At 49.2% G+C, this 24,755-nt stretch carries 23 protein-coding genes; 4 read left to right on the top strand and 19 right to left on the bottom strand.

Annotation, left to right across the window (positions count from 1 at the left end; all coding sequences use genetic code 11):
* Positions 1 to 246: 246 nt before the first annotated feature.
* Positions 247 to 630, top strand: a complete 384-nt coding sequence (locus N909_RS0121485) for a hypothetical protein (RefSeq protein ID WP_029918166.1) — start codon at positions 247 to 249, stop codon at positions 628 to 630.
* Between the two features lie 239 nt (positions 631 to 869).
* Positions 870 to 1,193 carry an HNH endonuclease signature motif containing protein gene (locus N909_RS0121490; RefSeq protein ID WP_029918167.1) on the top strand — a complete coding sequence of 108 codons (324 nt, stop codon included), beginning with the start codon at positions 870 to 872 and terminating at the stop codon, positions 1,191 to 1,193.
* 197 nt (positions 1,194 to 1,390) lie between these two features.
* On the opposite strand, the gene N909_RS0121495 is transcribed toward N909_RS0121490, so the two are convergent.
* The 6 genes from N909_RS0121495 to N909_RS0121520 all read right to left on the bottom strand — a co-directional run bounded on the left by N909_RS0121495 (position 1,391) and on the right by N909_RS0121520 (position 6,881).
* The gene (locus N909_RS0121495; RefSeq protein ID WP_029918168.1) at positions 1,391 to 2,371 is read right to left on the bottom strand and encodes an integrase; all 981 of its coding nucleotides are present in this window, start codon (positions 2,369 to 2,371) and stop codon (positions 1,391 to 1,393) included.
* Between the two features lie 346 nt (positions 2,372 to 2,717).
* A complete protein-coding gene (locus N909_RS0121500) occupies positions 2,718 to 3,140 on the bottom strand; it encodes a DUF4019 domain-containing protein (protein WP_029918169.1) in 423 nt (140 codons plus the stop codon).
* A 205-nt stretch (positions 3,141 to 3,345) separates the two neighbouring features.
* Positions 3,346 to 4,263 carry an AEC family transporter gene (locus N909_RS0121505; protein WP_029918170.1) on the bottom strand — a complete coding sequence of 306 codons (918 nt, stop codon included), beginning with the start codon at positions 4,261 to 4,263 and terminating at the stop codon, positions 3,346 to 3,348.
* 24 nt (positions 4,264 to 4,287) lie between these two features.
* Entirely contained in the window at positions 4,288 to 5,187 is a 900-nt protein-coding gene (locus tag N909_RS0121510; RefSeq protein ID WP_029918171.1) for an AEC family transporter, read from the bottom strand.
* A gap of 146 nt (positions 5,188 to 5,333) precedes the next feature.
* Positions 5,334 to 6,284, bottom strand: a complete 951-nt coding sequence (locus tag N909_RS0121515; RefSeq protein WP_029918172.1) for a DMT family transporter — start codon at positions 6,282 to 6,284, stop codon at positions 5,334 to 5,336.
* Between the two features lie 264 nt (positions 6,285 to 6,548).
* Positions 6,549 to 6,881, bottom strand: coding sequence for a cupin domain-containing protein (locus tag N909_RS0121520; protein ID WP_051690034.1), 333 nt, complete (start codon positions 6,879 to 6,881; stop codon positions 6,549 to 6,551).
* Positions 6,882 to 7,179: 298 nt separating this feature from the next.
* On the opposite strand from N909_RS0121520, the gene N909_RS0121525 reads away from it, so the two are divergent.
* Positions 7,180 to 7,959 carry an IclR family transcriptional regulator gene (locus N909_RS0121525; RefSeq protein ID WP_029918174.1) on the top strand — a complete coding sequence of 260 codons (780 nt, stop codon included), beginning with the start codon at positions 7,180 to 7,182 and terminating at the stop codon, positions 7,957 to 7,959.
* Positions 7,960 to 8,075: 116 nt separating this feature from the next.
* Here the strand turns inward: N909_RS0121525 and N909_RS0121530 are convergent, their stop codons facing one another.
* From N909_RS0121530 to N909_RS0121560, 7 genes are all read right to left on the bottom strand, one after another.
* Entirely contained in the window at positions 8,076 to 9,350 is a 1,275-nt protein-coding gene (locus N909_RS0121530; RefSeq protein WP_029918175.1) for a TRAP transporter large permease, read from the bottom strand.
* 4 nt (positions 9,351 to 9,354) lie between these two features.
* Positions 9,355 to 9,891 carry a TRAP transporter small permease gene (locus tag N909_RS0121535; RefSeq protein ID WP_051690035.1) on the bottom strand — a complete coding sequence of 179 codons (537 nt, stop codon included), beginning with the start codon at positions 9,889 to 9,891 and terminating at the stop codon, positions 9,355 to 9,357.
* A 144-nt stretch (positions 9,892 to 10,035) separates the two neighbouring features.
* Positions 10,036 to 11,013 (bottom strand): TRAP transporter substrate-binding protein, encoded by a 978-nt coding sequence (locus N909_RS0121540; protein WP_029918177.1) that lies wholly within the window; start codon positions 11,011 to 11,013, stop codon positions 10,036 to 10,038.
* Between the two features lie 373 nt (positions 11,014 to 11,386).
* Positions 11,387 to 13,135: a thiamine pyrophosphate-binding protein gene (locus tag N909_RS0121545; RefSeq protein WP_029918178.1), complete on the bottom strand. Its 1,749-nt coding sequence runs from the start codon at positions 13,133 to 13,135 to the stop codon at positions 11,387 to 11,389.
* 180 nt (positions 13,136 to 13,315) lie between these two features.
* Positions 13,316 to 14,587: a TRAP transporter large permease gene (locus N909_RS0121550; protein WP_029918179.1), complete on the bottom strand. Its 1,272-nt coding sequence runs from the start codon at positions 14,585 to 14,587 to the stop codon at positions 13,316 to 13,318.
* 3 nt (positions 14,588 to 14,590) lie between these two features.
* Positions 14,591 to 15,178, bottom strand: coding sequence for a TRAP transporter small permease (locus tag N909_RS0121555; protein WP_051690036.1), 588 nt, complete (start codon positions 15,176 to 15,178; stop codon positions 14,591 to 14,593).
* A gap of 87 nt (positions 15,179 to 15,265) precedes the next feature.
* On the bottom strand, positions 15,266 to 16,276 hold the full coding sequence (locus N909_RS0121560) for a DctP family TRAP transporter solute-binding subunit (RefSeq protein WP_029918181.1): 1,011 nt from the start codon (positions 16,274 to 16,276) through the stop codon (positions 15,266 to 15,268).
* A 352-nt stretch (positions 16,277 to 16,628) separates the two neighbouring features.
* Between N909_RS0121560 and N909_RS25850 the strand changes: the two genes are divergently transcribed.
* Positions 16,629 to 16,937: a hypothetical protein gene (locus N909_RS25850; protein ID WP_155006043.1), complete on the top strand. Its 309-nt coding sequence runs from the start codon at positions 16,629 to 16,631 to the stop codon at positions 16,935 to 16,937.
* Positions 16,938 to 17,757: 820 nt separating this feature from the next.
* Here the strand turns inward: N909_RS25850 and N909_RS0121565 are convergent.
* From N909_RS0121565 to N909_RS0121595, 6 genes are all read right to left on the bottom strand, one after another.
* On the bottom strand, positions 17,758 to 18,600 hold the full coding sequence (locus tag N909_RS0121565; RefSeq protein WP_029918182.1) for a sugar phosphate isomerase/epimerase family protein: 843 nt from the start codon (positions 18,598 to 18,600) through the stop codon (positions 17,758 to 17,760).
* 137 nt (positions 18,601 to 18,737) lie between these two features.
* Complete coding sequence (locus N909_RS0121570; protein ID WP_029918183.1) at positions 18,738 to 20,171, bottom strand: aldehyde dehydrogenase family protein; 1,434 nt, start codon at positions 20,169 to 20,171, stop codon at positions 18,738 to 18,740.
* A 54-nt stretch (positions 20,172 to 20,225) separates the two neighbouring features.
* Positions 20,226 to 20,675 carry a type II 3-dehydroquinate dehydratase gene (locus N909_RS0121575; RefSeq protein ID WP_029918184.1) on the bottom strand — a complete coding sequence of 150 codons (450 nt, stop codon included), beginning with the start codon at positions 20,673 to 20,675 and terminating at the stop codon, positions 20,226 to 20,228.
* Between the two features lie 698 nt (positions 20,676 to 21,373).
* Complete coding sequence (locus N909_RS0121585; protein WP_029918185.1) at positions 21,374 to 22,390, bottom strand: TRAP transporter substrate-binding protein; 1,017 nt, start codon at positions 22,388 to 22,390, stop codon at positions 21,374 to 21,376.
* A 166-nt stretch (positions 22,391 to 22,556) separates the two neighbouring features.
* Positions 22,557 to 23,840, bottom strand: a complete 1,284-nt coding sequence (locus N909_RS0121590; RefSeq protein ID WP_029918186.1) for a TRAP transporter large permease subunit — start codon at positions 23,838 to 23,840, stop codon at positions 22,557 to 22,559.
* A gap of 31 nt (positions 23,841 to 23,871) precedes the next feature.
* Positions 23,872 to 24,420, bottom strand: coding sequence for a TRAP transporter small permease subunit (locus N909_RS0121595; RefSeq protein ID WP_029918187.1), 549 nt, complete (start codon positions 24,418 to 24,420; stop codon positions 23,872 to 23,874).
* Positions 24,421 to 24,755 lie beyond the last annotated feature (335 nt).

Below are 24,755 nucleotides of genomic sequence, written 5' to 3' on the forward strand. Positions count from 1 at the left end.
TTTTCGAGTAACGTTTTTGAGTAACGTTTTTGAGTAACGTTTTTGAGTAACGTTTTTGAGTGATACGTTTAAAGTTCTATATTGAGTTAAATTAAGATCGAGATGGGATCGATGGGTCCTTGATAAGTAATATTTTAGTTTTCCTTAAAATATTCGTTCCTGTATTTTTTTTCTTGACCTTGTCGTATGGTAGCCGTATTCTCTGACATAGAGAATGAAAGGGTTTACTTTTGTGAGGAGCGAATTATGGCATTCGAAAAATTTACCAAAACTGGACGAGGGGCAAAACCTGTTGTTTCCATTTGGAAAAAAGGTCAACTTGGTTTTAATCAGGGTGCCGTTGAATCATTCGATTTAGAAAATAAAGGATATGTCATTTTATATTTTGACCCTGATGAGAAAAAAATCGGTTTTGAATTTACCAATGACGAAACTGCTGAGGGGGCTTTAAAATTTAAGGTTCGAAAAACTGGCGCGTCGATTGGTGCAAAATATTTTTTAGACTATTACCATGTTGATTATGAAAGGATGTCAGCGGCTGGTACAAAATATGGTTTGAAGTTTGATGAGAAAGCAGGCCTGTATATCGTAGATTTGAATCCAGGAAACGAGGCCAAAGATGATGGTTGATTAGCTAATTAAAAAAGCGGGTGCCCCTCTCAGAAAGCGGCACCCGCTATACAGCTGGCCGGATGGAGTTTCCGACCCTACGTTACCTCTATTCTATATGACTCCCTCCGGCCTTGCAAGATGAAACTATCTTCAAGACTAGAAGGGAGGCGCCTATGCACCCACCATGATGATTCCGTTTGTGACAAATTATAAGATGAAGAAAATACCAATAATTCTTAAACAAACGGAGAAAGTTTATGTCTTACCATTATAACGTAAAAAGAAGTATTGCAAAAACTGGAAGGGGTTTTTCACTTGAAGTTATTGAAGTTGTTTGGCAGAAAGGAAGGATCGTTTCGGGCTACGATGCTAGGTTATATCGGAAGGACTGCTGTGGAGCATGGATGCAACGCAATGAATACGGTAACACAGGCTCACGGTATGGTTGGGAAGTTGACCATATCCTTCCCGTCTCAAAAGGCGGATCTGACGATCTTTCAAATCTACAGCCACTTCAGTGGGAAAATAATAGAGGGAAGGGGGATAATTATCCCAATTGGGCCTGTACGCTTTCGGCGTGATGAGCTCATGTAACTTTTTTGTAAGTATGTATACGCCCGCTCGAACAGGAGCGGGCGTTTTTTTAACTACTTAAATAACTAGTTTTTTGCATTCAGCTTCAAAACCAGTCTCAAGAGGGCTTTTTCCTTCTTAGATTAAATACCCCTCAGTTCTTATTTGATTTTCACTGTGGGTATAAAAGTTATTATCCTTATTGCTAGCTAAGTTTTTTCGCCAGATCGCTAGCCCTCAAATGTGTATATCTTGAAAGCATCGAGAGGCTTTTATGGCCGGTTATGGTGGCAATTTCCATCATGTCTAGGCGACCAGTTTCAAAGAGTCTTGATGTTGCTTCGTGGCGTAAGTCATGGAATCTTAGGTCTTTTAATTCTCCGCGTTTGACAGTCACTCTCATTCGGTCAGTGATCTGGTTTTTGGTCAGGTTGAAAATCGTTCCATCAGGGGTGTGCGGTATGCCCTGTAGTATTGCGATTGCGGCGCGGCTCAATGGAACAGTTCGAGCGCTACCGTTTTTGGTTTTAGGCAGGTGGGCAGTTTTATTTTTAAGGTCGACTTGTTTCCAAGTAAGGCAGGCAATCTCTTCGCGACGCATGGCCGTTTCCAAGGCGAAACAAATAATTGGTTTGAGATCGTCGTGAGCCGCTTTCAAGAGCCTTTCCTCTTCTCCCTCCTCAAGTCGCCTGGCTCTTGCACTTGATGCCGTTGAGGGTCTTTCTACTGCCTTGACTGGATTGCTCAAACTTTCAAGGCTCCATTTCTGGATAGCAAACTTGTAAAGGCGGGAGAGTAGGGCAAGGTCTAGGCGAATTGTGTTGGCGGCAATGCCTTCTTGTTCTCGTTGACGGATGTAGGAATAAATATCTTTTGATCGTAGGTTGGCGAGTGGGGTTTTGCTCCATCTGGAACGCTCCAGAATGGCTTCTAACCGATTTTCTTCTCTTCTAGCATCACTGAGCTTTGGAAGGTAGTCGTAGATTAAGGAATCGGCTGCTTCTCGGATAGTGATTGTCTTGCTGGCAGTAATGTCCTCAAGGAAAACACCGGCTTCAATATCTGCTTCAGTTTTTCTGGCCCAGCGTTCAGCATCCTCTTTTCGATGAAAGGATCGGGAAGCTGATTGGCCGAGTCTCCGAACCTTGGCCTGCCATTTGTCGCCACGTTTGTTGATGGTTGCCATATTCTCTCCATTTGTCCCGTGAGTGTCCCAAATGCAGATATATTTTATTTGATATGTTTGTAAAATCAAGTTAAAATAGTAAGATATGGATTTTTAAACTGAGAAATAATAGGGACTTAAAATCCCTCGGCATTCGTGCTGTACGAGTTCAAGTCTCGTCCCGGGTACCATAATGAAAACGGCTACTTAGCTTTATTGTTGAGTGGCCGTTTTTTGTTGGTTTCTTTGGCTCAGGTAGACTTTCAGGTTACCTGAGTGTGTCAGTTTTCCAGCTTTCAGGCGCTTTCCAGACATTGGGGGCCTTCGTGGCTGGCGTTGTTCACGAAGGGGAAAGTATCGAAATTTCCTATTTCAAATGATAAGAACAGACTATCCAGGCTCCATTAATCTGTGCAACGAGTAATACTTCCGCTGCTTTTTCTTTGTGCTCCATTTTTGTTTCAAAATATACCAACATATATTCACCGTCAGGCAAACCAGGATAGGTGGAGATTGACTTGACAGCTTTAAGTTTGCGTTGCAGGGCTGTTCCCAGAACTTCTCGTGTTCGTTCTGTTTCAGATATCCATTGGTCTTCGGGGGACGTCAAATGCAAAAGTTTGGATCCGCTTTGGTACGCAGCCTGATAGTTTTGGGCATCAATGGTTGTCGAAAAGGTCTCAGCAATGGCAATCGCTTGGGATGAGAAGGTCTCAGCTGAGCATGTAAAGTTAAGCAGACAGGAAAGACATAGTGTAATAATAATAACAATTTTTGATGTGCGTATCATGATACCCCCCAAGGTTCTTTAATATTGATTTGTCTATATTATAGCTATGGCATCTGACAAAAATGTGAATTGATCAAATTGGATACTTTTCCGGTGGGGTATGTGTATCAAATTTGTTGGGTTTGGCTTTCTGGTGGATTATCCCTCAAGCACTAAGTTGGCCGTCAGGGAGAGTAGAGCAGAGTAAAAAGATCAGCGGTTGTGCTCAACTGGTTAAAATCGTCAGCCATAAGGAAAGGGACAATGCTGAAAAAAGGGTTGAGGCGGAAATAGCGGTAACTGCCAGCCCGCTGTCGGCGTTCATCTGGCGGGCTAGGACATAGGCCACTGTTGCTGTCGGCGTCCCCAGAAGGATCATGGCCGGTAAATAGTCTGCCGGAGCGATTCCCAACAGGGTGAAGAGGCCCAGGCCGAGCGCAGGCAGAAATACCAATTTGGTCATGGATGCAACTATGATTGCTGTTTTATGATTCCAGATAGTACGGAATGAAAGGGAGGCGCCGATTAGTAGCAGGGCGGCCGGAGGGGCCAGGTGGCCGAGCATGCTCAATGTTCTGTTGATGACATCAGGGATGGGGATTTGCAGGCCGGAGACAAAAATTGCCAGCATGCTGGTAACAATGACCGGGTTTTGCAGCAGTTTTGCAAAAATCGTCGACTTCTGCACACCTCTAACTGTGGAAAACGATTGCAGGACACTGACGGACATAATGTTTTGCAGAATCATCAGAAATCCTGAGATAATCCCTGCCTGGGCCAGACCGATATCGCCAAGAAAATAGAAAGCGACAGGCAGTCCGATATAGCCAAGGTTGCCGTGACAGGACGATTGCACAATCACCCCTGCTTTAGCAGGGGGCACTCGGCCGGTTTTACAGAGCAACCAGCCTGTTAAATAAAAGGATAAGGCAGACCCTAACGTGATCAGCATGACTGTAACGTTGAATCCCTGTGCCAAGGGGAAGTTGGAAATAGCCCGAAACAGAAAGGCCGGTATGGCGAAATAATAAACCAGGCGATTCAGGTGGGACTGGACCTCTTCAGGTAGAAAACCGGTTCTGGCTGCCACCCAGCCCAAGGCCAGGATAATGAAAATTGGCGCGATTGTTATCAGTGTCTGCATAATAAAGAGATGCCCTGTCTGCTGCTAATGGAGGATAAATATTAAAACGGATATCAAGATCATGCTGATGGCCGTGGTGTACGAGATGATACTGGCAGCAAATTCCTTGTCGAGCCCTTCCATGGATGCGTAGATCAAGGTATTCATCGCCGATGGGCTGACCGCCATGATAAGTGTGATCGTTTTATTAACTCCGCTGAGGCCGAAAACAGAGACCAGAAGGTAGCCGAATATCAGTCCGCCGAGCATGCGGATCAGGATAACCGTCAGCAATGGTCCTGGTTTGACAATCCGCGGGCTAAAATATATTCCCAACGAGAGCATGATTAAGGGAGTCGTCATCCCGCCCATAATTTTTAGCAATTCCTGGCCAGCCGACGGAATTTTCAGCCCACTCAAGTTGATCATTACCGCGACGGACAACGCCAGAAGCGGGGGGGATAAAAGGAACTTTTTATACAGATTGGTCTGTGTTTTTCCTGACGAACCGTAACGGCAGGCCAGATAATATGCAAAGGAAAAAGCGATGATCGCATTTCCAAAATCGAACAGATATGCGATCGCCATGCCTTTTTCACCATACATAACATAGACGAATGGGTAGACGAAAGAACCGTTGAGGATAATTGAACCGATTAGAAAGACCCCCAAAGACGCTGGTTTGAGGCGAAAGAAGCGGCAGGTCAAGCTGGCGCAGGTAAAACTGAGCAAGAACATCCCAATGGCCAACAGAGGGAGCGAAATCAATTCCAGAGTCAGAGGCACTCTGGAAATAGATAGCAAGACCACGGCCGGTAGAACCAGGTAAAAGAACAGCTTCAGGAACAGATCGGCATTTTCCTTGGTCAGGAATCCGAGCCTTTTGCTGGCAAAGCCCATCCCAAAAATTAAAAACAGTGGCAATATGTTATTTGCGATATCCATTTTATTGAGCCAATTTTTCGGGCGGTGACGCTGTCCTGCCCGTATCTATAATTTTAATAAAGGTTTTTGCCAGGTTCGGATCGATGGCATTGGTAAATGAAACCGGCCCTTGTTCTTTGTGTCTTACCTTGATGTTCCCCAACTGCCTACGAGACTATTCGCTGGGACTTTTTGTTTCCGGTTCTGACCGTGGTTACCAGAAACACGCCCAAAAAAATCAGCCCACCGCCAAACAGATGAAACATCTGCAAGCGCTCCCCGAGTAAGGATACCGAGATCAGGGTTGTGAAAACCGGAATCAGGTATTGCGATATGGCGACTTCATTGGCGGAAACATGTGCTAGCGCGCGATTCCAGAAGCTGTAGGCCAGCACCGAAGGAAAGATGTTCAGGGCCAAAATCCCCAGGATGTGGGACGGTTCGATTCTTTGTATCCAGCTGAGCCCGATCAGGCTGTTTTCGATGATGACCAGAGGCAGAGTTAAAATAACGCCGCTGCACATCATTGCCGTGAAGATCACCCTGGCAGGCATCGCCGTGGCTTTTTGTTTGTATAGAACAGTATGAATTGCCCAGAAACAGATGCTTCCCAGCATGAACAGATCACCGATATTGACCTGCAGGCTGAGAATGCTCAACAGTCGGCCTTTAAAAATAATCGTCACCACCCCAATCAAGGAGAGGAAAAAGCCCAAAGCTTGTTTCCTGCTGATGGGGTAGCGATACATCAGATAGCCGGCAAGGGCAATCAGTACCGGGTTGAAGGCATTGATAAACGAGGTATTGATGGTTGAAGTAAAACTGACAGCCTCATATACACAGATCGAATTGATGGCATAGCCGGATAGCCCCAGGCCGATAAGTAACGGTATATTTTTCTTGATCAGCTCGATATTGTTTTTAACCGAACCCCAGTTTAAAGTCAGGAAAACCGCTGCTGGAAGCAGCCATCTGAAAAAACTGATAGTGACCGGCGGCATAACCCCTGACACAAGCTTGCCGATAATGAAATTCAGACTCCAGAACAGATTTGTGAATCCGAGGAGAATATATGGGAGAAGATTGCGCCGTTCGGCGTCGTTAGAATCGGAAGTCATGCTTGTTTACCGTCACTGGTTTTGGCAGTATTTCTGCCTTGGAATTATTCTTGCCGGGATTGATAACGTTTCCAACCTTTATTTTGGCAGGGCTTTAGGAAGAGTGGCATCTTCCCCCTCGGAAAAATATCATTGTCTCGGTTTGGCTGATCTTGCAATTGCCCACCGCCGAGTTGAACAAACCCGAAAGAGAATATTCCGCTTGGTTAGCCTTTCTCTGCTTTAGTCGTCCCCGGAAGCTTTGATTTGTTTACCTGGTAGGGATTATGTGAATTCAGGTCTGATCGGCGTCCAGGTGTCGACCAGTCTGACCTTGGAGGTGAGCAATTGCACGGAATGAGGCAGGCCCCCTGGGACTGCTACGGTATCACCAGTGCTCAGATGACATGATTTTTCACCAATAAAGAAAATGACTTCTCCCTCGGCGACATAGACGATCTGGTCCTGGGGGTGCGAATGGTGGGGCTCGGGGTTATTCCAGGGACCATCGGTAAAATCCCAAACGGCCATCATCAGGTTATCTGTATGGATGATTCGACGCGTTTTGGCCGGTGAGAGCTGAGTCAGTTTGCCATCGGTTATTTTATTTGTATTCATTCTTGGGTTCCCCTTGCGCTGTTGGTATTTGTGGCCTTGTCATGCTTCTGGTAATACGGAATTTGTCATAACCGCTAGCTGAGCAGGATAAATAAGCGGCGGAAATTGTTTTTGTTCTCATTTATAAAAAATTGTTAAATCGGTTACTGGGCTTGAGATTGCAGGTATTTTTATAATGAATTTATATTCTAATATGAAAGATGATGTTAACTATAGTAGGATAGGATTTTCCAGAATTTGTGTCAATTGATATTCTGGGGCCATATCTGGAAGCGGTCCCATTATTACAGGTATATTTATGCAGAGCAGAAAAGAACCGAAATTAGTCAACACTCTGGCGACGGCAATGAGCATTCTTGAATGTTTCAGCACCCGGGAAGCTGAGTTGCCCTTGGCCCGGATATGCGAAAAAACCGGGCTTTATAAAAGCAGAGTGCACAGGTTGTGCAGCACCTTGCTGGCGCTGGGCTATCTGGTCAGGGCTTCCGGTTGCAATTATCGGCTGGGTCCGAAATTGATGGTCCTTGGTAGGGCTTACGAAAAGACCAATACTTTACGCTCTATTACCGTGCCAATCATGCATCAGCTTTCGCAGCAGACGGGATTGTCATCGACCCTGTATGTCATTGACGGCTTCCGCAGTATCTGCCTGGCGCGGGAAATGGGCCCGTCGAGCTTGGTTTATGCGATTAATGAAGGGGACTGTGAAGATCTCTATACCACTGCGGCCGGCAGAATCCTTCTGGCCCATGCCGAGGCCGATTTTGTTGAGGCTGTTCTTGGACGAGCCAGACCGGTTCGCTTTACGCCGTCCACCCTGGTTCAGGTTGAGCAGATCCGAAGAGAGCTTGAAGTGATAAAAGGGCAGGGGTATGCACAAAATCAGCAGGAGCGTGAATTTGGTATTTCCGCGATTGCCGCACCGATCTTTGATCACCAAAATAAGGTGATAGCCTCTTTGGCCGTGGCCGGCTCGGCTCATCGCTTTTCGGAGAATACTTTTGCTGAGTTGGCTCAGCCCTTGTTTGAAGCAACCAAGCAGATATCCTTCAGATTGGGACAGTCGAACAACGTATAAGCCGCTATGTCCCAGGGCGGGTATAAAAAGACGCTGGGCAGGTTTCTGCACAGCGTCTTTTCAGCTGACATCGGGATAGGAATAATACCCGCCCGAAGGTTAATTCAACCGGTTCGCTAGTGAAGCAGGTTGGGCAAGAAGGTGATGATTGCCGGGAAGAAGGTGAAAACCATTAACGTTGCAATCAAGGCAAGCAGGTATGGAAACGATGCCCTCATCACCCGCTCCAGCGGGACTTTGGTGATGGCGCTGGCCACAAACAGGTCAAGTCCAACCGGCGGAGTAATGCAGCCGATGGCCAGGTTGATGACCATTAATACACCGAACCCCAGCGGATCAATCCCCAGTCGGATAGCGACCGGCAGGAAAATCGGCGTCAAAATAACCACCGCTGCAGATGCGTTGATAACCGTGCCGATTGCAAGAAGCAGCACGTTCATCATCAGCAGGAAGACGATCGGTGATGAAGTCAGGGAAACAACCCAGGCGCCGATATGATGGGGAATCTGCAGGCTGGTCATCATCCAACCGAAAACCTTGGCGGCACCGACGATAAACATGATCAGGGTGGTCCCGATGACCGCCTTGAAAATAATCTCCGGGAAATCCTTGATCTTCAATTCCTTGTAGATGAAAAGCCCGACAAAGATCCCATAGACAGCAGCAACTGCAGCGGCTTCGGTGGGAGTGAAAATGCCTCCGTAGATGCCACCAATGATGATCACCGGAGTCATGAGTGCCCAGAATGATTCTTTAAATGTGGTGAAGAACTTTGCGAAGGAAAATTTACCATCAGCAGGAATCTTCTCTTTTTTGGCAATGCCCCAACTGACGATACACATGACCACGCCCATGAGAATCCCGGGAATCAGTCCGCCGATAAACAGATCGCCGATGGAGATTCCAGCAATGACGCCATAAACGACCAGGGTGATAGAGGGGGGGATGACAATCCCGACGGTGCCGCCGGCAGCGACAACCCCAGTGGCAAGGGCTCGGCGGTAGCCTTTCGCTTCCATCTGATCGACCATGGTTGAGCCGAGCGCTGCGGTTGTCGCTGCCGAAGAACCGGAGATTGCGGCAAAAAACATACCCGCCACACAGACTGCCTGGGCCAGGCCACCGGTAAAGGAGCCGACAATCGCCTGAGAAAAGTTGACCAGCCGGGAAGTGACCCCACCTGCGGACATGAACGCGCCAGCCAGCATAAAGAAGGGAACCGCCATGAAAGAGAAGGAGTCAATCCCCGAGTACATGATCTGGGAGACCATGACCAGGGGCATGTGCATTGATGTTATCAGGATAAGGGAGACCGACAACGCCAGAGCAAAAGCGACCGGGACTCCTATCATGGTCATACCGAAAAAAGATCCGAGCAAAGCGAGTTCCATGGCGTTATCCCTTCTGACTTGGTGCGGAGGACGAGGTGAATATTTTCATCGGTTCGTCACTCCGCCAGCGTACGCTGATTGCTTTGAAAATTCTGATCGAGTCCTTAATCAGATAAAGGAGCATCAGAAATCCGCTGAACGGAATGACGGCATAAATCCAGCTCATGGAGATCCCCAGACCAGGCGCTGTCTGAAAGGTCATGGTCGAGGTCATTTTGCCGCCTTGGACAATGAGCAGGAGGATAAACAGATAGCTGCAGATATTGATAAAAATTTCCAGCAAGAACCCGAAGGCGGTGTCTTTAAAATGTTCCGGCAGCATCTGTACGGCCAAATGGCCGCTTTCGCCCATAATCAGGGCCGAGCCAAGGAACACCACCCAGACAAACAGGAAGCGGGCTGTTTCTTCAGACCATTCATAGGAATGGCCGAAAAGATAGCGGGTGATAACCTGAAAAAAAATGATCAAAAGCATGACCATCATTGACGATACTGAAATCCAGTAAAGGACGGATCGCACGCCGTTCAGTAATTTTTCCATTGTTTGTTCTCTTTCCGTCAAGGTGTCTTTATCGCAATATTGCGCCTTGGTTTTAAGCAGCTGCCGTTTGATCGGGTTTGTTGTTCATGGAAGACTGAAATGAGGCGCAGCGGATCTGCTCCACTGCACCCCAACGGATCCGATTCAGTCGGCCAATGCTTCAATTTTGTCAAGATTGTCCTGACCGACCTTGTCGGCAAACATTTTGATGACAGGCTTGGTAGCGGCCTTGAAGGGGGCCCGGTCAACTTCAGTCACTTTGATTTTGCCGGAAGCCTTGATCTTGTCCCAATATTCCTTGTCCTGCTCTGCAGCGATTTTTCGCTGCCAGTCGATGGCTTCTTTTGCTGCAGACCGGATGATCTCACGCTGTTGCTCGTTGAGCCGGTTCCAGGTGATCATGGACATGATCAGCGGCTCGGGAGAGTAGGAATGAGCGGTGAGGGACGCATATTTCTGGACTTCGAAAAACCGTTTGGTCCAGATATGGGCGCTTGGGTTCTCCTGCCCATCCACGGTGCCCTGCTGCATGGCGCTGTACAACTCGCCGAAAGCCATCGGTGTCGGAGATGCTCCCAGGGCTTTCATCATTTCGATATAGACTTTATTGTTCATGACCCGGATTTTGAGGTCGGCCATATCTGCGGGGGTTTTGACTTCACGGACATTGTTGGTCAGGTGGCGGATACCGTTTTCCATATAACCCAGCAATTTAATGCCCTTGGGTTCAAGGCCCTTACCGATGTCCATGCCGACGGTGTCCAGGGATTTATAGGCATGGTTGCGATCTTTAAAGAGGAACGGCAGGTCAAAAATTGAGATCTGCGGTTGGAATTGACCAAGTACGGCCGTGCCGACCAGGGCCATATCGATGCCCCCGTAGACCATGCTTTCCACCAGGTCCTTTTGCCCGCCCAACTGAGAAGATGGGAACACCTGAACTTCAATCGCACCATTGGATTTTTCGGCAACGAGTTTGGCAAAATAATCTGCGCCTTTGCCATAGGGATGAACCGGTTCTGCGATATGCCCCAGTTTAAGGACGACATCCGCGGCGAAGGAAGTGCCGGACAGAGTGAGCACCAGCAGTGCCATGAAGATTAACCTGATCGTTCTTTTCATTACATCTTCTCCCTTTGAAATGATGATATACATATTCACGGCAAGGCCGTGGCAGTGACGGAAAGAAGCTTTGATAAAAAGTGATGCTAAGGTTGAAACAGTGTTAGAAAACTGCTGTTGCGAAGGTTAGGCCCTGGCACACAATCCTGTAAATATTTGAGGGATAAAAAGCTTTTATTCTTTTGTGCTGATTGTGCTCTTTGTGCTCACGCAATAAAATTCGTGCAGATGAGATGGCCCCTGTAGTGTGTTCAGGGAGGAGAAATTGGGGTTTTGGTCAAGTCGAGGCGGGTGATCTAATGGCAGGTACAGATCCGGCTGCCTCCTCAAAAACCGTGGAGGCAGCCGGGCTGGGGCTGGTGGAATACCCTGATCAGTCAGTACTGACGTGGGATACTTTTTTGCCCGGAGAATAGATATCCAAGATGTTCCAGTGTCCGGTGGTCGGAACAGGGTTATTGATCATACGGACATCAATCACTGTCGGCTTGTTGGAGGCGATCGCTTTTTCCAGGGCCGGCTTGAATTCAGCTGCCGACTGGATGCTGATTCCCTCAACACCATAAGCTTTGGCGATTGCTGCGAAATCCGTCGGTTCCGGGAAAATGGTTCCAAAAGTTGTTCCATAATGGGCTTTTTCCAGGCCGGCGATGGTCCCGAAGGCGTTATTGTTCATAACCACCCAAACGACAGGGATTTTTTCATAGGCTGCGGTGGCGAGCACTGCAGGATTCTGGCCGAATCCGCCGTCACCGATCAGGGCAATGACGACTTTATCCGGGCAGGCGAGTTTTGCACCCAGGGCGGCCGGGGCACCGAAACCCATGGTTGCATAGCCACCGGGGATCTGAATGCTACCCGGCGTATAGATGGGGAACTGTTGGCCGACGCCGTTTTTGTTCCAGCCGACGTCAGTGGTAATAATTGCGTCGCGGGGCAGGACCGCCCGCACGTCCGCGAGAATGCGTTCCGGCATCATCGGGTAGGCGTCGCTTTGCTCCATGGTACTGTTACTGCTTTTGAATTCCGCGCGGTAATTAGCGATTTCCTGCTTCAGCTCAGGACGTTGAATCCCTTGCGGGTAGAGCTGCTTGGCGACTTTGGTCAAAACCTTCAGGGCTTGTTTCAGATCTGCAACCGCACCGATTTCAACCGGATAGTTGCGGCCGATCTCGCTACTGTCGATATCGATATGAATCAGTTTTGAAGTCCCGGGAATATCAAATGTGAACTCCGGATACCAAGAGCTGCAGTCCGCCTCTTTAAAGCGGGTTCCCAGGCCCAGGATATAATCGGCGGTACGGCAGGAATCGTTGATATACTGGGTTCCCCAGAAGCCGCTCATGCCGAGGGTGAAAGGATGGTCGTCGGGCAACGCGCCTTTGCCCATCAGGCTGTGGGCCACCGGGATATTGGTATGGTCAACGAAGGCCTGCAGTTCTTCTGCTGCATCAGCCAGAATAATACCGCCGCCGACGTAGAGCAGCGGTTTCTTGGCTTCAACCATTCTGGTCACGATCTCTTTGGCGACATCTTCATCCAACGAAGGTTTGGACAAGTTGCGGGTGTTTTTCTTGACACGAGCAAAACGTTCAACCTCAACTTCTTTGGAAAAAATATCCATCGGCACATCAATAGCGACCGGTCCGGGCTGGCCGCTCTCTGCAAGTTGGAAGGCTTTTTCGAGGATTTCCGGGAACAGTTCCGGGCTTTCCACCCGCCAGACCCGCTTACAGAAGGGGCGGTACATTTCCGATTGGGCGCCATCGGCATGCAGGTTAACTTCCTGGTGGGGGTGCTTCCCATAATAGTGGGATGGAATGTCACCAATGATCACCACCATCGGAATACAGTCGAGAGCTGCGTTGGCAACGCCGGTTGCTGCATTGGACATGCCTGGCCCCAAATGGCTCAGGACCACAGAGGTGGTCTTTTTGGCGCGGGCGTAGCCGTCTGCTGCGTGGGCGGCAATTTGTTCATGTCGGGTATTGACGAAATGGACCGAGCTCTTTTCCAGGGCCGAAAGTAAGGCAATGTTTGTATGTCCGCAGAGCCCGAAGACGTATTCAACGCCTCTGTCTTCAAGGTAGCTGACAACTTGGTGTGCGATAAGATCTTTCACGATAACCTCCTTATGTCGAGCTTGCTGTTTAGTCCTATTTAGAAGGATAGAATTATGATAAATAGGATATTTGTAACTCTTCTTCATGTCAACAGATATTTATAAAAAAAGCCCTTTGAGAAGTGTCAAAGGGCTTGGTGAGCTTTTTCGCGACCGGGGAAGCAGTCCTTGTGGCAGGGATTAAAAGCCGAAAAACCGAGGAATGCCGAGGACGGTCACCGGAATAAAGGTAATAATTATCAATGCGATCAATTCAACTAAAAACAGAGGCAGAATCTGCCGGGTGAGCCTACCCAGGCCGACATTGGCGATGGAATCGGCGACAAACAAGCATAACCCCATAGGAGGGGTAATCAGACCGATCATCAGGTTGAAAACGACCAGAATACCAAAATGGGTCGGGTCGACGCCCATTGAAACCGCAATAGGATGGAGAATAGGTACCAACACCAGCATTGCCGCGATACCTTCGAGAAACAGGCCGACGACCAGGAACAGAATCATGGTGCTGACCAGGAACATCCATTTGGCACTCATGAACTCCATGGCGAAGTCAGTGATCATGTTGGGAATACGATTATAGGTCATTAACCAGTTAGCAGCCGAGACAGCGCCGATAACGACCATGATCACCGAGCTGTCACGCATGGACCGAGCAAAGATCGCCGGCAGGTCTTTTATTTTCAATTCACGGAAGATAAAAATTCCAACCACAAGCGCATAAGCGACGGCAAAGCTCGCTGCTTCGGTCGGAGTGACAACGCCGATCAGGATGCTGCCAACAATAAAGATTGGCATCAGCAGAGGGATGATTCCCTGCAGCAGAATATTGATCTTGGACGCTTTGCTTCTGAATGGTTCGGGTTTTTCAAAGTGTCCAGCAAACACCATAACGTAGATCGACAGGAGGACGGCAAGGAGCAGGCCGGGTCCGATACCCCCAAGAAACAGACCGGGAACCGAAACACCGGTCACCGTCAGGGCGTAGATGATGACCGGAATGCTCGGCGGAATGATTGGACCGATTACGGAAGATGCTGCGGTGATAGCTGCAGCAAAATCTCGCGGATAGCCGCGTTTTTCCATCTCCGGGATAAAGACCCTGCCGAGGGCCGAAGTATCCGCAACCGCGGAACCGGAGAGACCGGCAAACACAACCGAGGCCCAGATATTGACCATGGCCAGCCCGGCGCGGAAGCGTCCGACCAGGACTGTGGTAAAGGCTATAATTCGGCTGGTGATACCTGACTCATTCATCAGTTCACCGGCAAGAATGAAGAGCGGAATAGCCAATAACGGGAAGGACTTCATTCCTCCATACATTTGGGTGGCGACGAGGCGGAGTGCATAAGGAAAATCACCAACCGCCATGAAATAGAACAACGCGGCAAGGATTGCAAAAGCTACGGGTAGGCCGACGATAAGGCCGGCCAAAAGGATGATATAGACCACGTTCTATCCCTCCTCCTGGCGAGGGGACGGCTCTTCAATAATGCGCCCCAACAATTTGAGCGTTGCCGCTATCGTCAACATGATCCCGCCAAGGATCATGGCCGCCTGGTACGGGTAGAAATGCCCAAGCCAGATCATCCAGTCATAGCCGGTCGCCGTTTGCAGATCTTTCGCCAGATTGATCATTCCAGAGGATTCCATGCTGCCACGTTTGAGAACGAATTGCCATCCTGACCAGGCGAGCAGACTGCCGATGACGACCATGGCGGCGTCTACCAAAAGGAAGAGCCATTTGGTCATTAAGGGCGGCAAAAAGCCGACCAGGATCGTGAAGCGGACATGTCGATCCTGCATATAGGCATATGCGGCACCGAACATAAACCCGTAGACAGCAATGTAAATAGGTAATTCTTCGCCCCACTCAACGGATTTGCCGATCATGTAACGGCGCACGGAGTTGATAAAAATAATAATAAAAACCGCAAACATGGAGATTGATGCACCACCGGCAAAAAGGCCGGTGAAAAGATGAGAGATTCGTTGGACGGTTGTCCGGTACATGAGTTCCGCCTTTTTAAAAATGATCGGCATTTCGCCCTGTGCTCCGGGATGCTTTCGTAAACCTGGTCAGGCGAGAACATTATTTGTCCCGGCCTGACCAGCTATGGTAGTCCTGTGCTATTCGGATTCTTGAGCTTCTTTGACCGCTGCATCAAGTTTGTCGATCCACCCAGCTTCAGAACCCAGCTCACCACGCAGCCATTTGACAACCGTTGGTTGCGCCGCGTCTTTGAACTGCTTCAGTTCTGCTGCAGTTGGCGAGTAAACTTGCATTCCTTCTGCGGCAACCTTGGTAACCCCCTCGGCGGTATTAAACTCCTGAATAGCGCGGCCCATGAGACCTGCCATGCGGGCAGCCTTCTTGAGCAGGGCCTGTTCTTTTTTGGTCAGGGATTGGAAGAATTCGTCATTGATCAGGATAAAATCGGCTCCGTAGACATGGCCGTCCAGGGTCATGTACTTCTGCAGTTTGTGCAGGTTGTTGTTGTAGATGACACCGACCGGATTTTCCTGGCCGTCGACAACCCCGGTTGCCAGAGCATTGGGAAGTTCTGACCAGGCGATTGGAGTGGGCTCGCCGCCCAGGCCTTTGACCATTTCGATGTAGAGCGGAATCGGTTGGACCCGGAATTTCAAACCTTTCATGTCTGCGGGCGTTCTGATCTCACGTTTATTATTGGTGAAGTTGCGGAAACCGGTTTCTCCATAAGCTAAGGTGCGCAGTCCTGATTTTTTAAGGCAGTATTCAGCCAATTCTTTGCCGAATGGTCCGTCAAGCACATCCCAGGCGACTGGGGCTGAAGGGAAGGTATAGGGAATGTTGAGAACATCCGCGACTTTGCAAACTTTGGCCATGGCTCCGGAGACCATCACCATTTGTGTTGTTCCCTCTTGAGCCTGTTGAACCAGGGAATTCTCATCACCGAGGGCCTTAGCCGGGAAAAGCTCAACTTTCATGTCGCTTTCACCCTCCACAACGGCTTTGAAAATTGTCGCAGCAGCACCTTTTTTGGATGTTTGCCATTCGGCCGGATCAACGTGGGCAAACTTGATAGTTGGAGCGGCCAATGCAGACATCGAAAAGAAAAACAGTCCGACAAGTGTCAATCCTAGAATTCTTTTGGTCATATTGATCTCCTTTATGCAGTGATTGGGATATCCATGCTTTAATACATGAATATGATTGCATTACGTCGAATTCTAAAGCATTAGGCACCGTTGTCTAGCGGTAAATAAAAAAGTTTTTGGCGAGTGATTTTTATCCTATTAAAAAGGACCTATTGATATTCACTAGGATATTTTGTTGCAGGGCTGTTGTCAAACGTTTTTTTAATGAGGTCGCTTGTTTGTTGGTAAAGGTAGATGATCAAAGTAGTGATTTTTTTTCTTGATTCTCTGACCTCCGCCAGCCTGAACTCAATCGTTTGTGCATTGATCAATAAAACAATATTACTGATAGCTCTTTCAGGAAGAAAAATGGTTGCCTCTGGTTCTGGCAGGGAGAACAAAAATTGACGGTTCTGTTGCTGCGAGACCCACGGTTGCAGAGGCTATTTTGTCTTTGGCAGGTTTAAGGCCAACAATCGAGAGGATAGATCAAGGTTGCGAGCAGTCGGGAACTGCTTATGGGATCAGCTATTCGGCAATGATCTCGGTTGGTTTGATAGCGCAGCCGGGTTTGCTCAATTTAAGAGTGGCCAAGGTTGTTGCCAAGTTCAACAGCCCCTTTTCGGAGTTGATGACGGGTTTTTCTTCCCCCTTGAGCCCTCGGAAGAAATGTTCAAGTTGAACGATAAATGGTGCAGCGTATGGTACGGACTCCGTGGTTTTGAGCAGGGGTTCCCACCGGCCTTTTGTTTGTTCCGTGCGGGTGCGTCCAGAGCTCTCTGCTCGGGAAGGAAGGGGCTGCCCGGGTTCCGAAAAAACGGTAGTAATCCTGGCTGGGCCAGAAGTAATCGGGGTTTCCCTGGATGCCAGTACTTAGGGCCATGGTGATGGGGGCGTATCGGAAAATGATATGATCAAAACCTGTCTGCTGCCCCGTTAAGAGCGCCAGCCCACACTGAAGTAGGAATCCGGCTTCAGCAGTACCCAGAGTATGGGAATGCTAACAGGCTGTCCTAGCGTCCCGCTTTGCACGATCTCGCGAGCTCTCTTGACTAACGGGAAGTGTCGGCGATGGTAACCGACGAGAAGCTTGATGCCATTCATCCTTGACGGGTTTGACCAGTTTTTGGGCCAGCACATGGATACCCCGCTCAGTTGATGCCGATTGACGCATGGAGCCGGTTCGGAGTTGCATCAATAACTCCTGCCGGCTCCGTTTGCTTTATTATCTCTTTGTAGTTGGTAAAAAAGGAAGTCCCCACTATTTGGCCAGGTTTTTTCATAGAGCACCCAGTTTACCGTAGCTGATCTTCTGCTCAGCAACTAACTGGTGGTTGACAAAGTCTATCCCTGGCCTTTTTCAAGCTCGGTGGAGAAAAGTGCTGTTTTCTCCATTGCACAAAATCAATGACTTACAAGGTCGTCATTGATTTTGATCGCCTGTCCGTGGGCTCAATAGGCTGTTTTCCAACCGTCTGTAACGACCATTTCAACAATCCAATTTAAACAGAGGCTGGGGATTTTGCAAAACGGTGATCCTGCAGATACTGTTTGGCACTTTCAATACATCTGCGCGCATGCTCTTCATAGCCGAGTTCTTTGACTCTTTTGCTGTTCGGCAGTTCAATCGAAAAGGGAACCTGTGGAATGGCGCTGAAGATGGAGTCAAAATCGATACATCCTTCGCCGATATACAGGCGTTCATCGCGAGCGATGCGAATCTTTCCTTCTTTGGTTTCAGGGACCGTTGCCACGGAGTCGCACAGATGTAGGAAGTGGAACCATTCGCGGGGTATTTTCGTCAAGTCTTCCGGGGTTAACTCGGAAAAATGAAAATAGAGTGTATCCAATAGCAGCCCGCAGTTTGAACATCCTGCGCTACGAATAATGTCCGTTGCTTCCTGTAGTGAGGTAATGCTGGAGAATGATGGGAACTCCAGTTCGACCGTCAGTCCAAAAGGTTTGGCGAGTTCACAGATCTGGGCATACCGCTCTACCATGAAGTTCCGGCCCTCCGGTGCGATATTCCAGGCACTGGAGATAACATGCCGGGCTCCCAATTCTGCGGCAAGCTCCATGGCCGGGACATACTCCTGAGGATCCTTATCAGGTAAAATGCGCGCCAGTTCAAGATCGAGAAAGCGTACCCCGGTGTCGTGCAGCGCGGTTTTGGTCTCCTTGACCATCTGCTTATCTTGGGGAAGGAATGCGCGTTCTCCCGGTACGCCCATGGGAATCAGCCGTAAGCTGACGTAGTCATAACCGGTTCGGGCCGCTATATAGGTCATTTCAGCCGGTGAGCATTCAATGACGGTTAAATGAGCTAACGAAAATTCTTGTTTCATATTTATTCTCCCGAATTCAGTCGGCATGCAGCAGCATCAGAGGCGCTGATACCGTAAATCCTGCTGGGTTTGTCGGGTAATGTTCTCAAACAAGGTTTTCGCCGGCACCCAAGAGCTCTTGGATGTCGGCGAAGCCTCTATTCGAAGACCAGGGATTGATCATTATAAAATTCGCCGAACAGTTCCTGATCCGAAGGGCGATCCTCGGGAATCGGCCGGCTGACCCAGGTCACGTTCATATAGTGTTTCAAGTGCACGTTCTCGTTGGTGATGTTGCCGCCCCAAACACCACACCCCATGGAAGAAGTCATCGGCATACCGTTGGTCAAGGACCCGGAGTTGGCCTTGGATTGCGGCTGGCGCACCATGATCCGGCTGACCGGCATGGCCAGAGCATGCATGTGAATGTGCTCGTCGTTAAAGCTGTAGATTCCACAAGAGTGGCCGCGCCCACCGACTTTGTAGATTTCCTGAAGACGCTTAATCGCCTTGTCATAGGTTCCGCTATATTTGAAAACACCGATGATCGGCGCCATCTTCTCTTTGCACCAGGGATATTCAGGACCGATGTTGTCCTCTTCGCAAAGCAGCATGCAACGGTCTTCCGGAATCCTGAAGCCGGCTTTCTCGGCAATCGACTGGGCGGAGCAGGCAATGGTGTCGATGGTCCGGTGCAATTCATCATCCCACAACACTTTGGTCAGTTTGGCTTTCTCTTCAGCGCTGCACAGATAACCACCTTCAGCCTGCAGGGCTTCAAGCATAGCGGCGTAGACACTGTCGTGAATCATCAGGTTACCGTCGGCAGAGCAGCCCGAGCCGTAGTCGGCGGTTTTACTCAGCCGTACATTCAGGGCCGCGGTCTTGATGTCCTGCGCCGTGGTTTCATCGAAACACATGGTGGCGTTACCGGCGCCAACCCCGTAGGCAGGTTTGCCGGAGCTGTAGGCGGCCTTGACCATGGCCGGACCGCCAGTGGCGATGGACAGGTCGGCCTGGCTCATCAGGTACTGCGAAGATGGAATGCTCGGCTGGTCGATACACAGGAACAGGTCTTCCGGCAGGCCAACCTTTTTCAGGGCGGCGCGCATCACGGCGATGGTCTCGAAGGTGGTTTGCTTGCTGCGTGGGTGCGGCGCAAAGATCGTGGCATTGCGGGCTTTCAGTGAATAGAGCCCGTTGGTCGGCGGGGTCAGCGCCGGGTTGGTGGTCGGAATCAGGCAAGCGACCACGCCAACCGGCTTGCCATACTTAACGATCCCTTTTTCCGGAATTTCTTCGATAATGCCGACACTCTTCTCCCGCAGGCAGTCGCGCAGGATGCCGATGATTTTGGCCCGTTTGTAGGGGCGCCCGGCACGGTCACCGAGACCGCTTTCATCGACCCCCATTTGGGCCAGACGGGTAAAGGTCTTTTCGTTGGCGGCGGCCCAGGCAACAGCCTGAACGGCACGGTCAACGGTTTCCTGATCAAGGTTTTCAATCTGGGCCTGCGCTGCACGGGCCCGGACGAACAGCTCATCAACTTTTTGCTTTTCTTCTGCGGTAAGAACTTTAGGTGCTTTGGCCATGTTTTTTCTCCTGGTGAGATTTTTGAATGCTCACGCAACGGTCATGAATAAATTCTAGCGCTTGGCGAGAAGGTCGGCAGCAGCGATGATCCCGAGTTTGTAGGTGGTGACGCCGAAGCCGCAGATCTGTCCAGCAACAACGCTGGAAAAGACGGAAATATGGCGAAACGGTTCACGGGCATGCACATTGGACATGTGGGTTTCGATAATGGGACCTTTATCCTTAAAGATGCCCAGAGCATCCAGGATGCCATAGCTGTAATGGGTCCAGGCCCCAGCATTGATCACAATGGCCTCAACGTCACCGGAGTAGGCATCGTGAATTTTTAATGCCATTTCCCCCTCGATGTCGGTCTGGAAACACTCCAGGTCGTGACCAAGTTCCCTGGCCCATGCGGTTGCCTGATCCTCAATTTCTTGCAGGGTCACGGTTCCATAATACTTTGGATCACGCTTGCCGAACATTGCGTGGTTGATCCCATGCATTAACAGGAGTTTCGCCATTATTTCCTCCGTCGGAATATTAAAAAAATAATCCTAATCAATAGAATTGAATTGTGATAAATAGAATAAAATGGTTGTCGATGGGTGTCAACGCTTTTTGTCTTAAATCCTAGCCAGAGTGATGTTTTGCTGCGATAGTTTTATTTGGTAGGTTGTAATACTGCTAAGAGGTCGGCCGAAACCGATTTCCTACACAAGGCTGGTCGATGGCGGTTGTGGGTGATTTGCGCTCGTTGCCATCAGGAAAGGGTTCTTCGCAATTAGTCTATTAGACTGACTTTGTGCGACGTATCGCTGTAAACCTCAGCGCAATAAAACATCGCTCGTTGCCAATCTGAAAACCTGATGAATGCCTCACCAGAGTTTCCGGGTAGCTGCTCTATAGGGGAAATATTACAGTAAAGGCGAACAGTGGGAAAAGTTGCACGATGTATAGGGCGGCTCTGAAAAGCAGGAACTTGATAGACGTCATTTTCTCCTGAGGACAGAAATAGCCGCAGGGCTTATCAGATAAGCCCTGCGGCTATTAGCAGGCTGTTGAAAAATTGCCTGTCGAGCCTATAGCCATGCGATCAAAATCAATGACGGTCCTGTAAGACATTGATTTTGTAAGATGGTGAGAATCGCACTTTTCTCCAACAAGCTTGAAAAAGGCCAGGGAGAGTCTTTTTCAATAACCTTTTAGAATTGAGCTGAAATCAGTTTCTGACTTTAGCAATTGCCGCGTTGAATGCATCAACAACGTCTTGGCCGACTTTCGGCGTATTCTTTTCGTAAACCGGTTTTGCGGCCTCGCGAATTTTTGCCATTTCGGCAGGTGCGATTTCATTGACTTCCATTTTGGTTTTAATGAATGCAAGAGATTTGGCCATTTGCGCACGGTTGACCTGCCGCTGGTAGAGCTTTGCTTCCTTCTCCGCATCAACGATAATTTGCTGTTCGTCAGCTGTCAATTTGTCCCAGGTTTTCTTACTGACCAGAGATGATTGTGGAGAGTAAATGTGCTTCGTGAAAGAAAAGTATTTTTGTACTTCAAAGAGACTTGCAAACTGGACATTCGTCACTGGGTTTTCCTGGCCATCGACAACGTGCTGTTCAAGCGCTGTGTAAACCTCCGGCCAGGGCAGCGGAACCGTGTTGCAGCCCAACTCGTTGAACGTATCGATAAAGACCGGAGATTGAAGAACGCGCAGCTTGATCCCGGAGAAATCTTCAAGTTTGGTGATCGGGCGGACATTGTTGGTCATGTTCCTGAAGCCAAGCTCCCAATAGCCGAGACCGACCAGACCTTTTTCTGGCAGTTTGGCGAACATCATTTTGCCGAAATCGCCATCGACAATGGCGTCCGCTTCTGCTTCGTTGTTGAACATGAAGGGGAAGTCAAAGATACCGAAAGCCGGAACAAGGCCGACCAGAAGACCTGCATTCAGAACCGTGAAATCAATTGTGCCTCCCTGCAGGGCAGATACGGTTTGCAGATCGCCTCCCAACATTCCGCTTGGAAATAACTGCACGGTCATTTTGCCGTTACTCTTCTCTTTGACCAACTCGGCAAATTTGACAGCGCCTTGTCCCTGCGGGTGCTCTTTGGTGTTCTGAAAGGCAAATTTAAATTTGTGTTTGTTGATATCGGCTGCCCATGCTGTTCCGGAAGTGACGGTCCAGGCGACAATGACTGCAAAAACCAAGAGTTTGACCAGTAAATTGTTTTTCATTGACTTCTCCGTGCTGAAATTAGGAACGAAAATGTTGTGTTCATCGATAAACAACTTCTGCTTTTGGTAGTGCGACTGTTTGAATACCTCCTTTAGGCTGTACGATTAACAATTCTGAAAGCTGGTTTCGGCCGGTTTTCTCCGCTTTGCCTTGTGGGACAATAGCTTACATGCCGCCGAACCACTCCGCAGGAACGGTAACGAGACCCGGGAAAATAATGATTAAAAGCAGGGCGAGGAGCTCTGCGAGGATAAAGGGCCAAATCCCCTTGACGAGATCGTCCATGCTAACTTTTCCAACCCCAGCAACGACATTGAGGACAGTGCCAACCGGCGGGGTGATCAGACCGATGGAGGTGTTGATGATAAACAGAACCCCAAAATAAATCGGGTTGATGCCCGCTTTGACGATAATCGGCATCAGCACCGGAGTCAAAATCAGGATGGACGGGGTCATATCCATGCAGGTGCCGACGGCAACGATAAGCAGCATGATGACGGACAACAGCAGGAATTTATGCTCGAGGAATGGACCGAGCATTTTTACGACCTGCCCGGGAACATCACCAACAGTGATCATCCAGGAAGATACCAATGCTGCACCAACCAGGAAAATAACCACTGAGGTGGTTTTGGCGGCGGTGACAAAGACATCGTAAAGCTGATTGAATTTCAGCTCCTTATAAATAAAGAGGGCGACAAAAAGGGCATAGACTGCGACGACAACCGCTGCTTCGGTCGGGGTGAAAATTCCGAATTTAAGACCGAAGATAATGATGAACGGCAGCAGCAGCGCCCAAAAACTATCCAGCACGGCGTGGAGGATTTCCTTACCGGATTTACGCGGTGCCGGCTCCACATTGTCTTTGCGACAGGTCAGCCACCAGGCAATGCAAAGGAACAGCGCCATTAGAATACCGGGAACGATTCCGGCCATAAATAATTTTGAAATGGACAACTCGCTGGCAACACCGAACACGATAAACCCGATACTTGGCGGGATAACCGGCGCGATGATGCCGCCTGAGGCGATCAGGCCGCAGGAACGCTCCTTGCTGTGGCCGGCGCGGACCATCATGGGGACCAGCAGTGAGGCCAGGGCTGCTGCGTCGGCGACTGCGGAACCGGACAGGGCTGCCAGCAGGACCGAAGCAAGGATGGCGACGAAGCCGAGTCCGCCGCGGACATGGCCGACCAGGGTGATGGCAACATTAACGATCCGTTTGGACAGCCCACCGACATTCATGACTTCGCCGGCGAGCAGGAAAAAAGGCACGGCCAACAATGGGAAGCTGTCTGCGCCATGAATCAGATTCTGGGCAACAATCTGGGCATCGAAAAAGTCCAGATGGATCATTAACACGATTCCACAGGCAAGCAGGGCAAATGCGATCGGGGTGCCGATGGCCAGTGTTGAGAAGAGGGTTCCTAAAAATATACCGATAACCACAGCTGATATCCTCCGTGTCTCTGGTTAAAATCTAACTATTGGCCAGTTCTGCATCGAGTTTTTCGCTATCAATGGACTCATCCGATTCAACGACGCCGATCAGTTGGTCATCCCTCAAACGGCCGGAAAGAAGCGCGAAGATATCGTACAGAATGATGGGGATGGCTGTGCCGCCGAAGACAATGCCAACCCCATAGAAAAGGGTTTTGGGTGCTCCAGAGGCAGCCGCTTTGACGCCGATGTTGAGGATGGTCTGCTCCCAACTGCCCGAGAGGATCAGCCAACTGGCATAGAGCATGATCAGCTGGGTGAGCATAAAACAAATTTTGCGGCCGAGAACCGGGAGTCGTTTGACAATTGTATCGACACCGAGGTGGCCATGTTCGCGAAGAGTGACCAGAGCGCCAAGAAAAACCATCCAGACGAAAAACCAGCGGGAGATTTCTTCTGATACCGTGATGCCGGTGTTAAACGCATACCGGAGAAAGACATTTCCGAATACCATCACCAGCATGGCCGCCATGCAGAAAACGATGATGACTTTCAGGAGGCTGAAATAACCTTCGACAATTCGACTGATGACTTTGAATATTCCTGTTTGCATTGTACTGCCTCGCCTGGATATTTTGGGTTTCCTTCAAATTGGCTCGCCCCGGACAAGAGTCAACCAGCGGTTGCGGGAGGTGATCCGGTCAGGTGTTGGATTACTCTGTAACGGAAAAAATGGCGAACATATGTGGGTTGGTTTATTGCTGTCGGGTTCGTCCTTTGGATTGAATTTAGTTAAAGCAGAACTACGTTATATAATTATTTTTATTTTGTCCTATTTGGTGAAATTTGATATCGGAAGCTAGAATATATAGGCACTGGTTCGCTGTCAATCCTCTTTTGAAATTAATTTTAAAAGGGAGAATG

The organism is Pelobacter seleniigenes DSM 18267 (genome assembly GCF_000711225.1).
GTDB classification, from domain to species: domain Bacteria; phylum Desulfobacterota; class Desulfuromonadia; order Desulfuromonadales; family Geopsychrobacteraceae; genus Seleniibacterium; species Seleniibacterium seleniigenes.

Coding starts and splice junctions, on each gene's coding strand:
- N909_RS0121485 (WP_029918166.1), top strand. CDS start 247: ATGGCATTCGAAAAATTTACCAAAACTGGACGAGGGGCAAAACCTGTT.
- N909_RS0121490 (WP_029918167.1), top strand. CDS start 870: ATGTCTTACCATTATAACGTAAAAAGAAGTATTGCAAAAACTGGAAGG.
- N909_RS0121495 (WP_029918168.1), bottom strand. CDS start 2,371: ATGGCAACCATCAACAAACGTGGCGACAAATGGCAGGCCAAGGTTCGG.
- N909_RS0121500 (WP_029918169.1), bottom strand. CDS start 3,140: ATGATACGCACATCAAAAATTGTTATTATTATTACACTATGTCTTTCC.
- N909_RS0121505 (WP_029918170.1), bottom strand. CDS start 4,263: ATGCAGACACTGATAACAATCGCGCCAATTTTCATTATCCTGGCCTTG.
- N909_RS0121510 (WP_029918171.1), bottom strand. CDS start 5,187: ATGGATATCGCAAATAACATATTGCCACTGTTTTTAATTTTTGGGATG.
- N909_RS0121515 (WP_029918172.1), bottom strand. CDS start 6,284: ATGACTTCCGATTCTAACGACGCCGAACGGCGCAATCTTCTCCCATAT.
- N909_RS0121520 (WP_051690034.1), bottom strand. CDS start 6,881: ATGAATACAAATAAAATAACCGATGGCAAACTGACTCAGCTCTCACCG.
- N909_RS0121525 (WP_029918174.1), top strand. CDS start 7,180: ATGCAGAGCAGAAAAGAACCGAAATTAGTCAACACTCTGGCGACGGCA.
- N909_RS0121530 (WP_029918175.1), bottom strand. CDS start 9,350: ATGGAACTCGCTTTGCTCGGATCTTTTTTCGGTATGACCATGATAGGA.
- N909_RS0121535 (WP_051690035.1), bottom strand. CDS start 9,891: ATGGAAAAATTACTGAACGGCGTGCGATCCGTCCTTTACTGGATTTCA.
- N909_RS0121540 (WP_029918177.1), bottom strand. CDS start 11,013: ATGAAAAGAACGATCAGGTTAATCTTCATGGCACTGCTGGTGCTCACT.
- N909_RS0121555 (WP_051690036.1), bottom strand. CDS start 15,178: ATGCCGATCATTTTTAAAAAGGCGGAACTCATGTACCGGACAACCGTC.
- N909_RS0121560 (WP_029918181.1), bottom strand. CDS start 16,276: ATGACCAAAAGAATTCTAGGATTGACACTTGTCGGACTGTTTTTCTTT.
- N909_RS0121565 (WP_029918182.1), bottom strand. CDS start 18,600: ATGAAACAAGAATTTTCGTTAGCTCATTTAACCGTCATTGAATGCTCA.
- N909_RS0121570 (WP_029918183.1), bottom strand. CDS start 20,171: ATGGCCAAAGCACCTAAAGTTCTTACCGCAGAAGAAAAGCAAAAAGTT.
- N909_RS0121575 (WP_029918184.1), bottom strand. CDS start 20,675: ATGGCGAAACTCCTGTTAATGCATGGGATCAACCACGCAATGTTCGGC.
- N909_RS0121585 (WP_029918185.1), bottom strand. CDS start 22,390: ATGAAAAACAATTTACTGGTCAAACTCTTGGTTTTTGCAGTCATTGTC.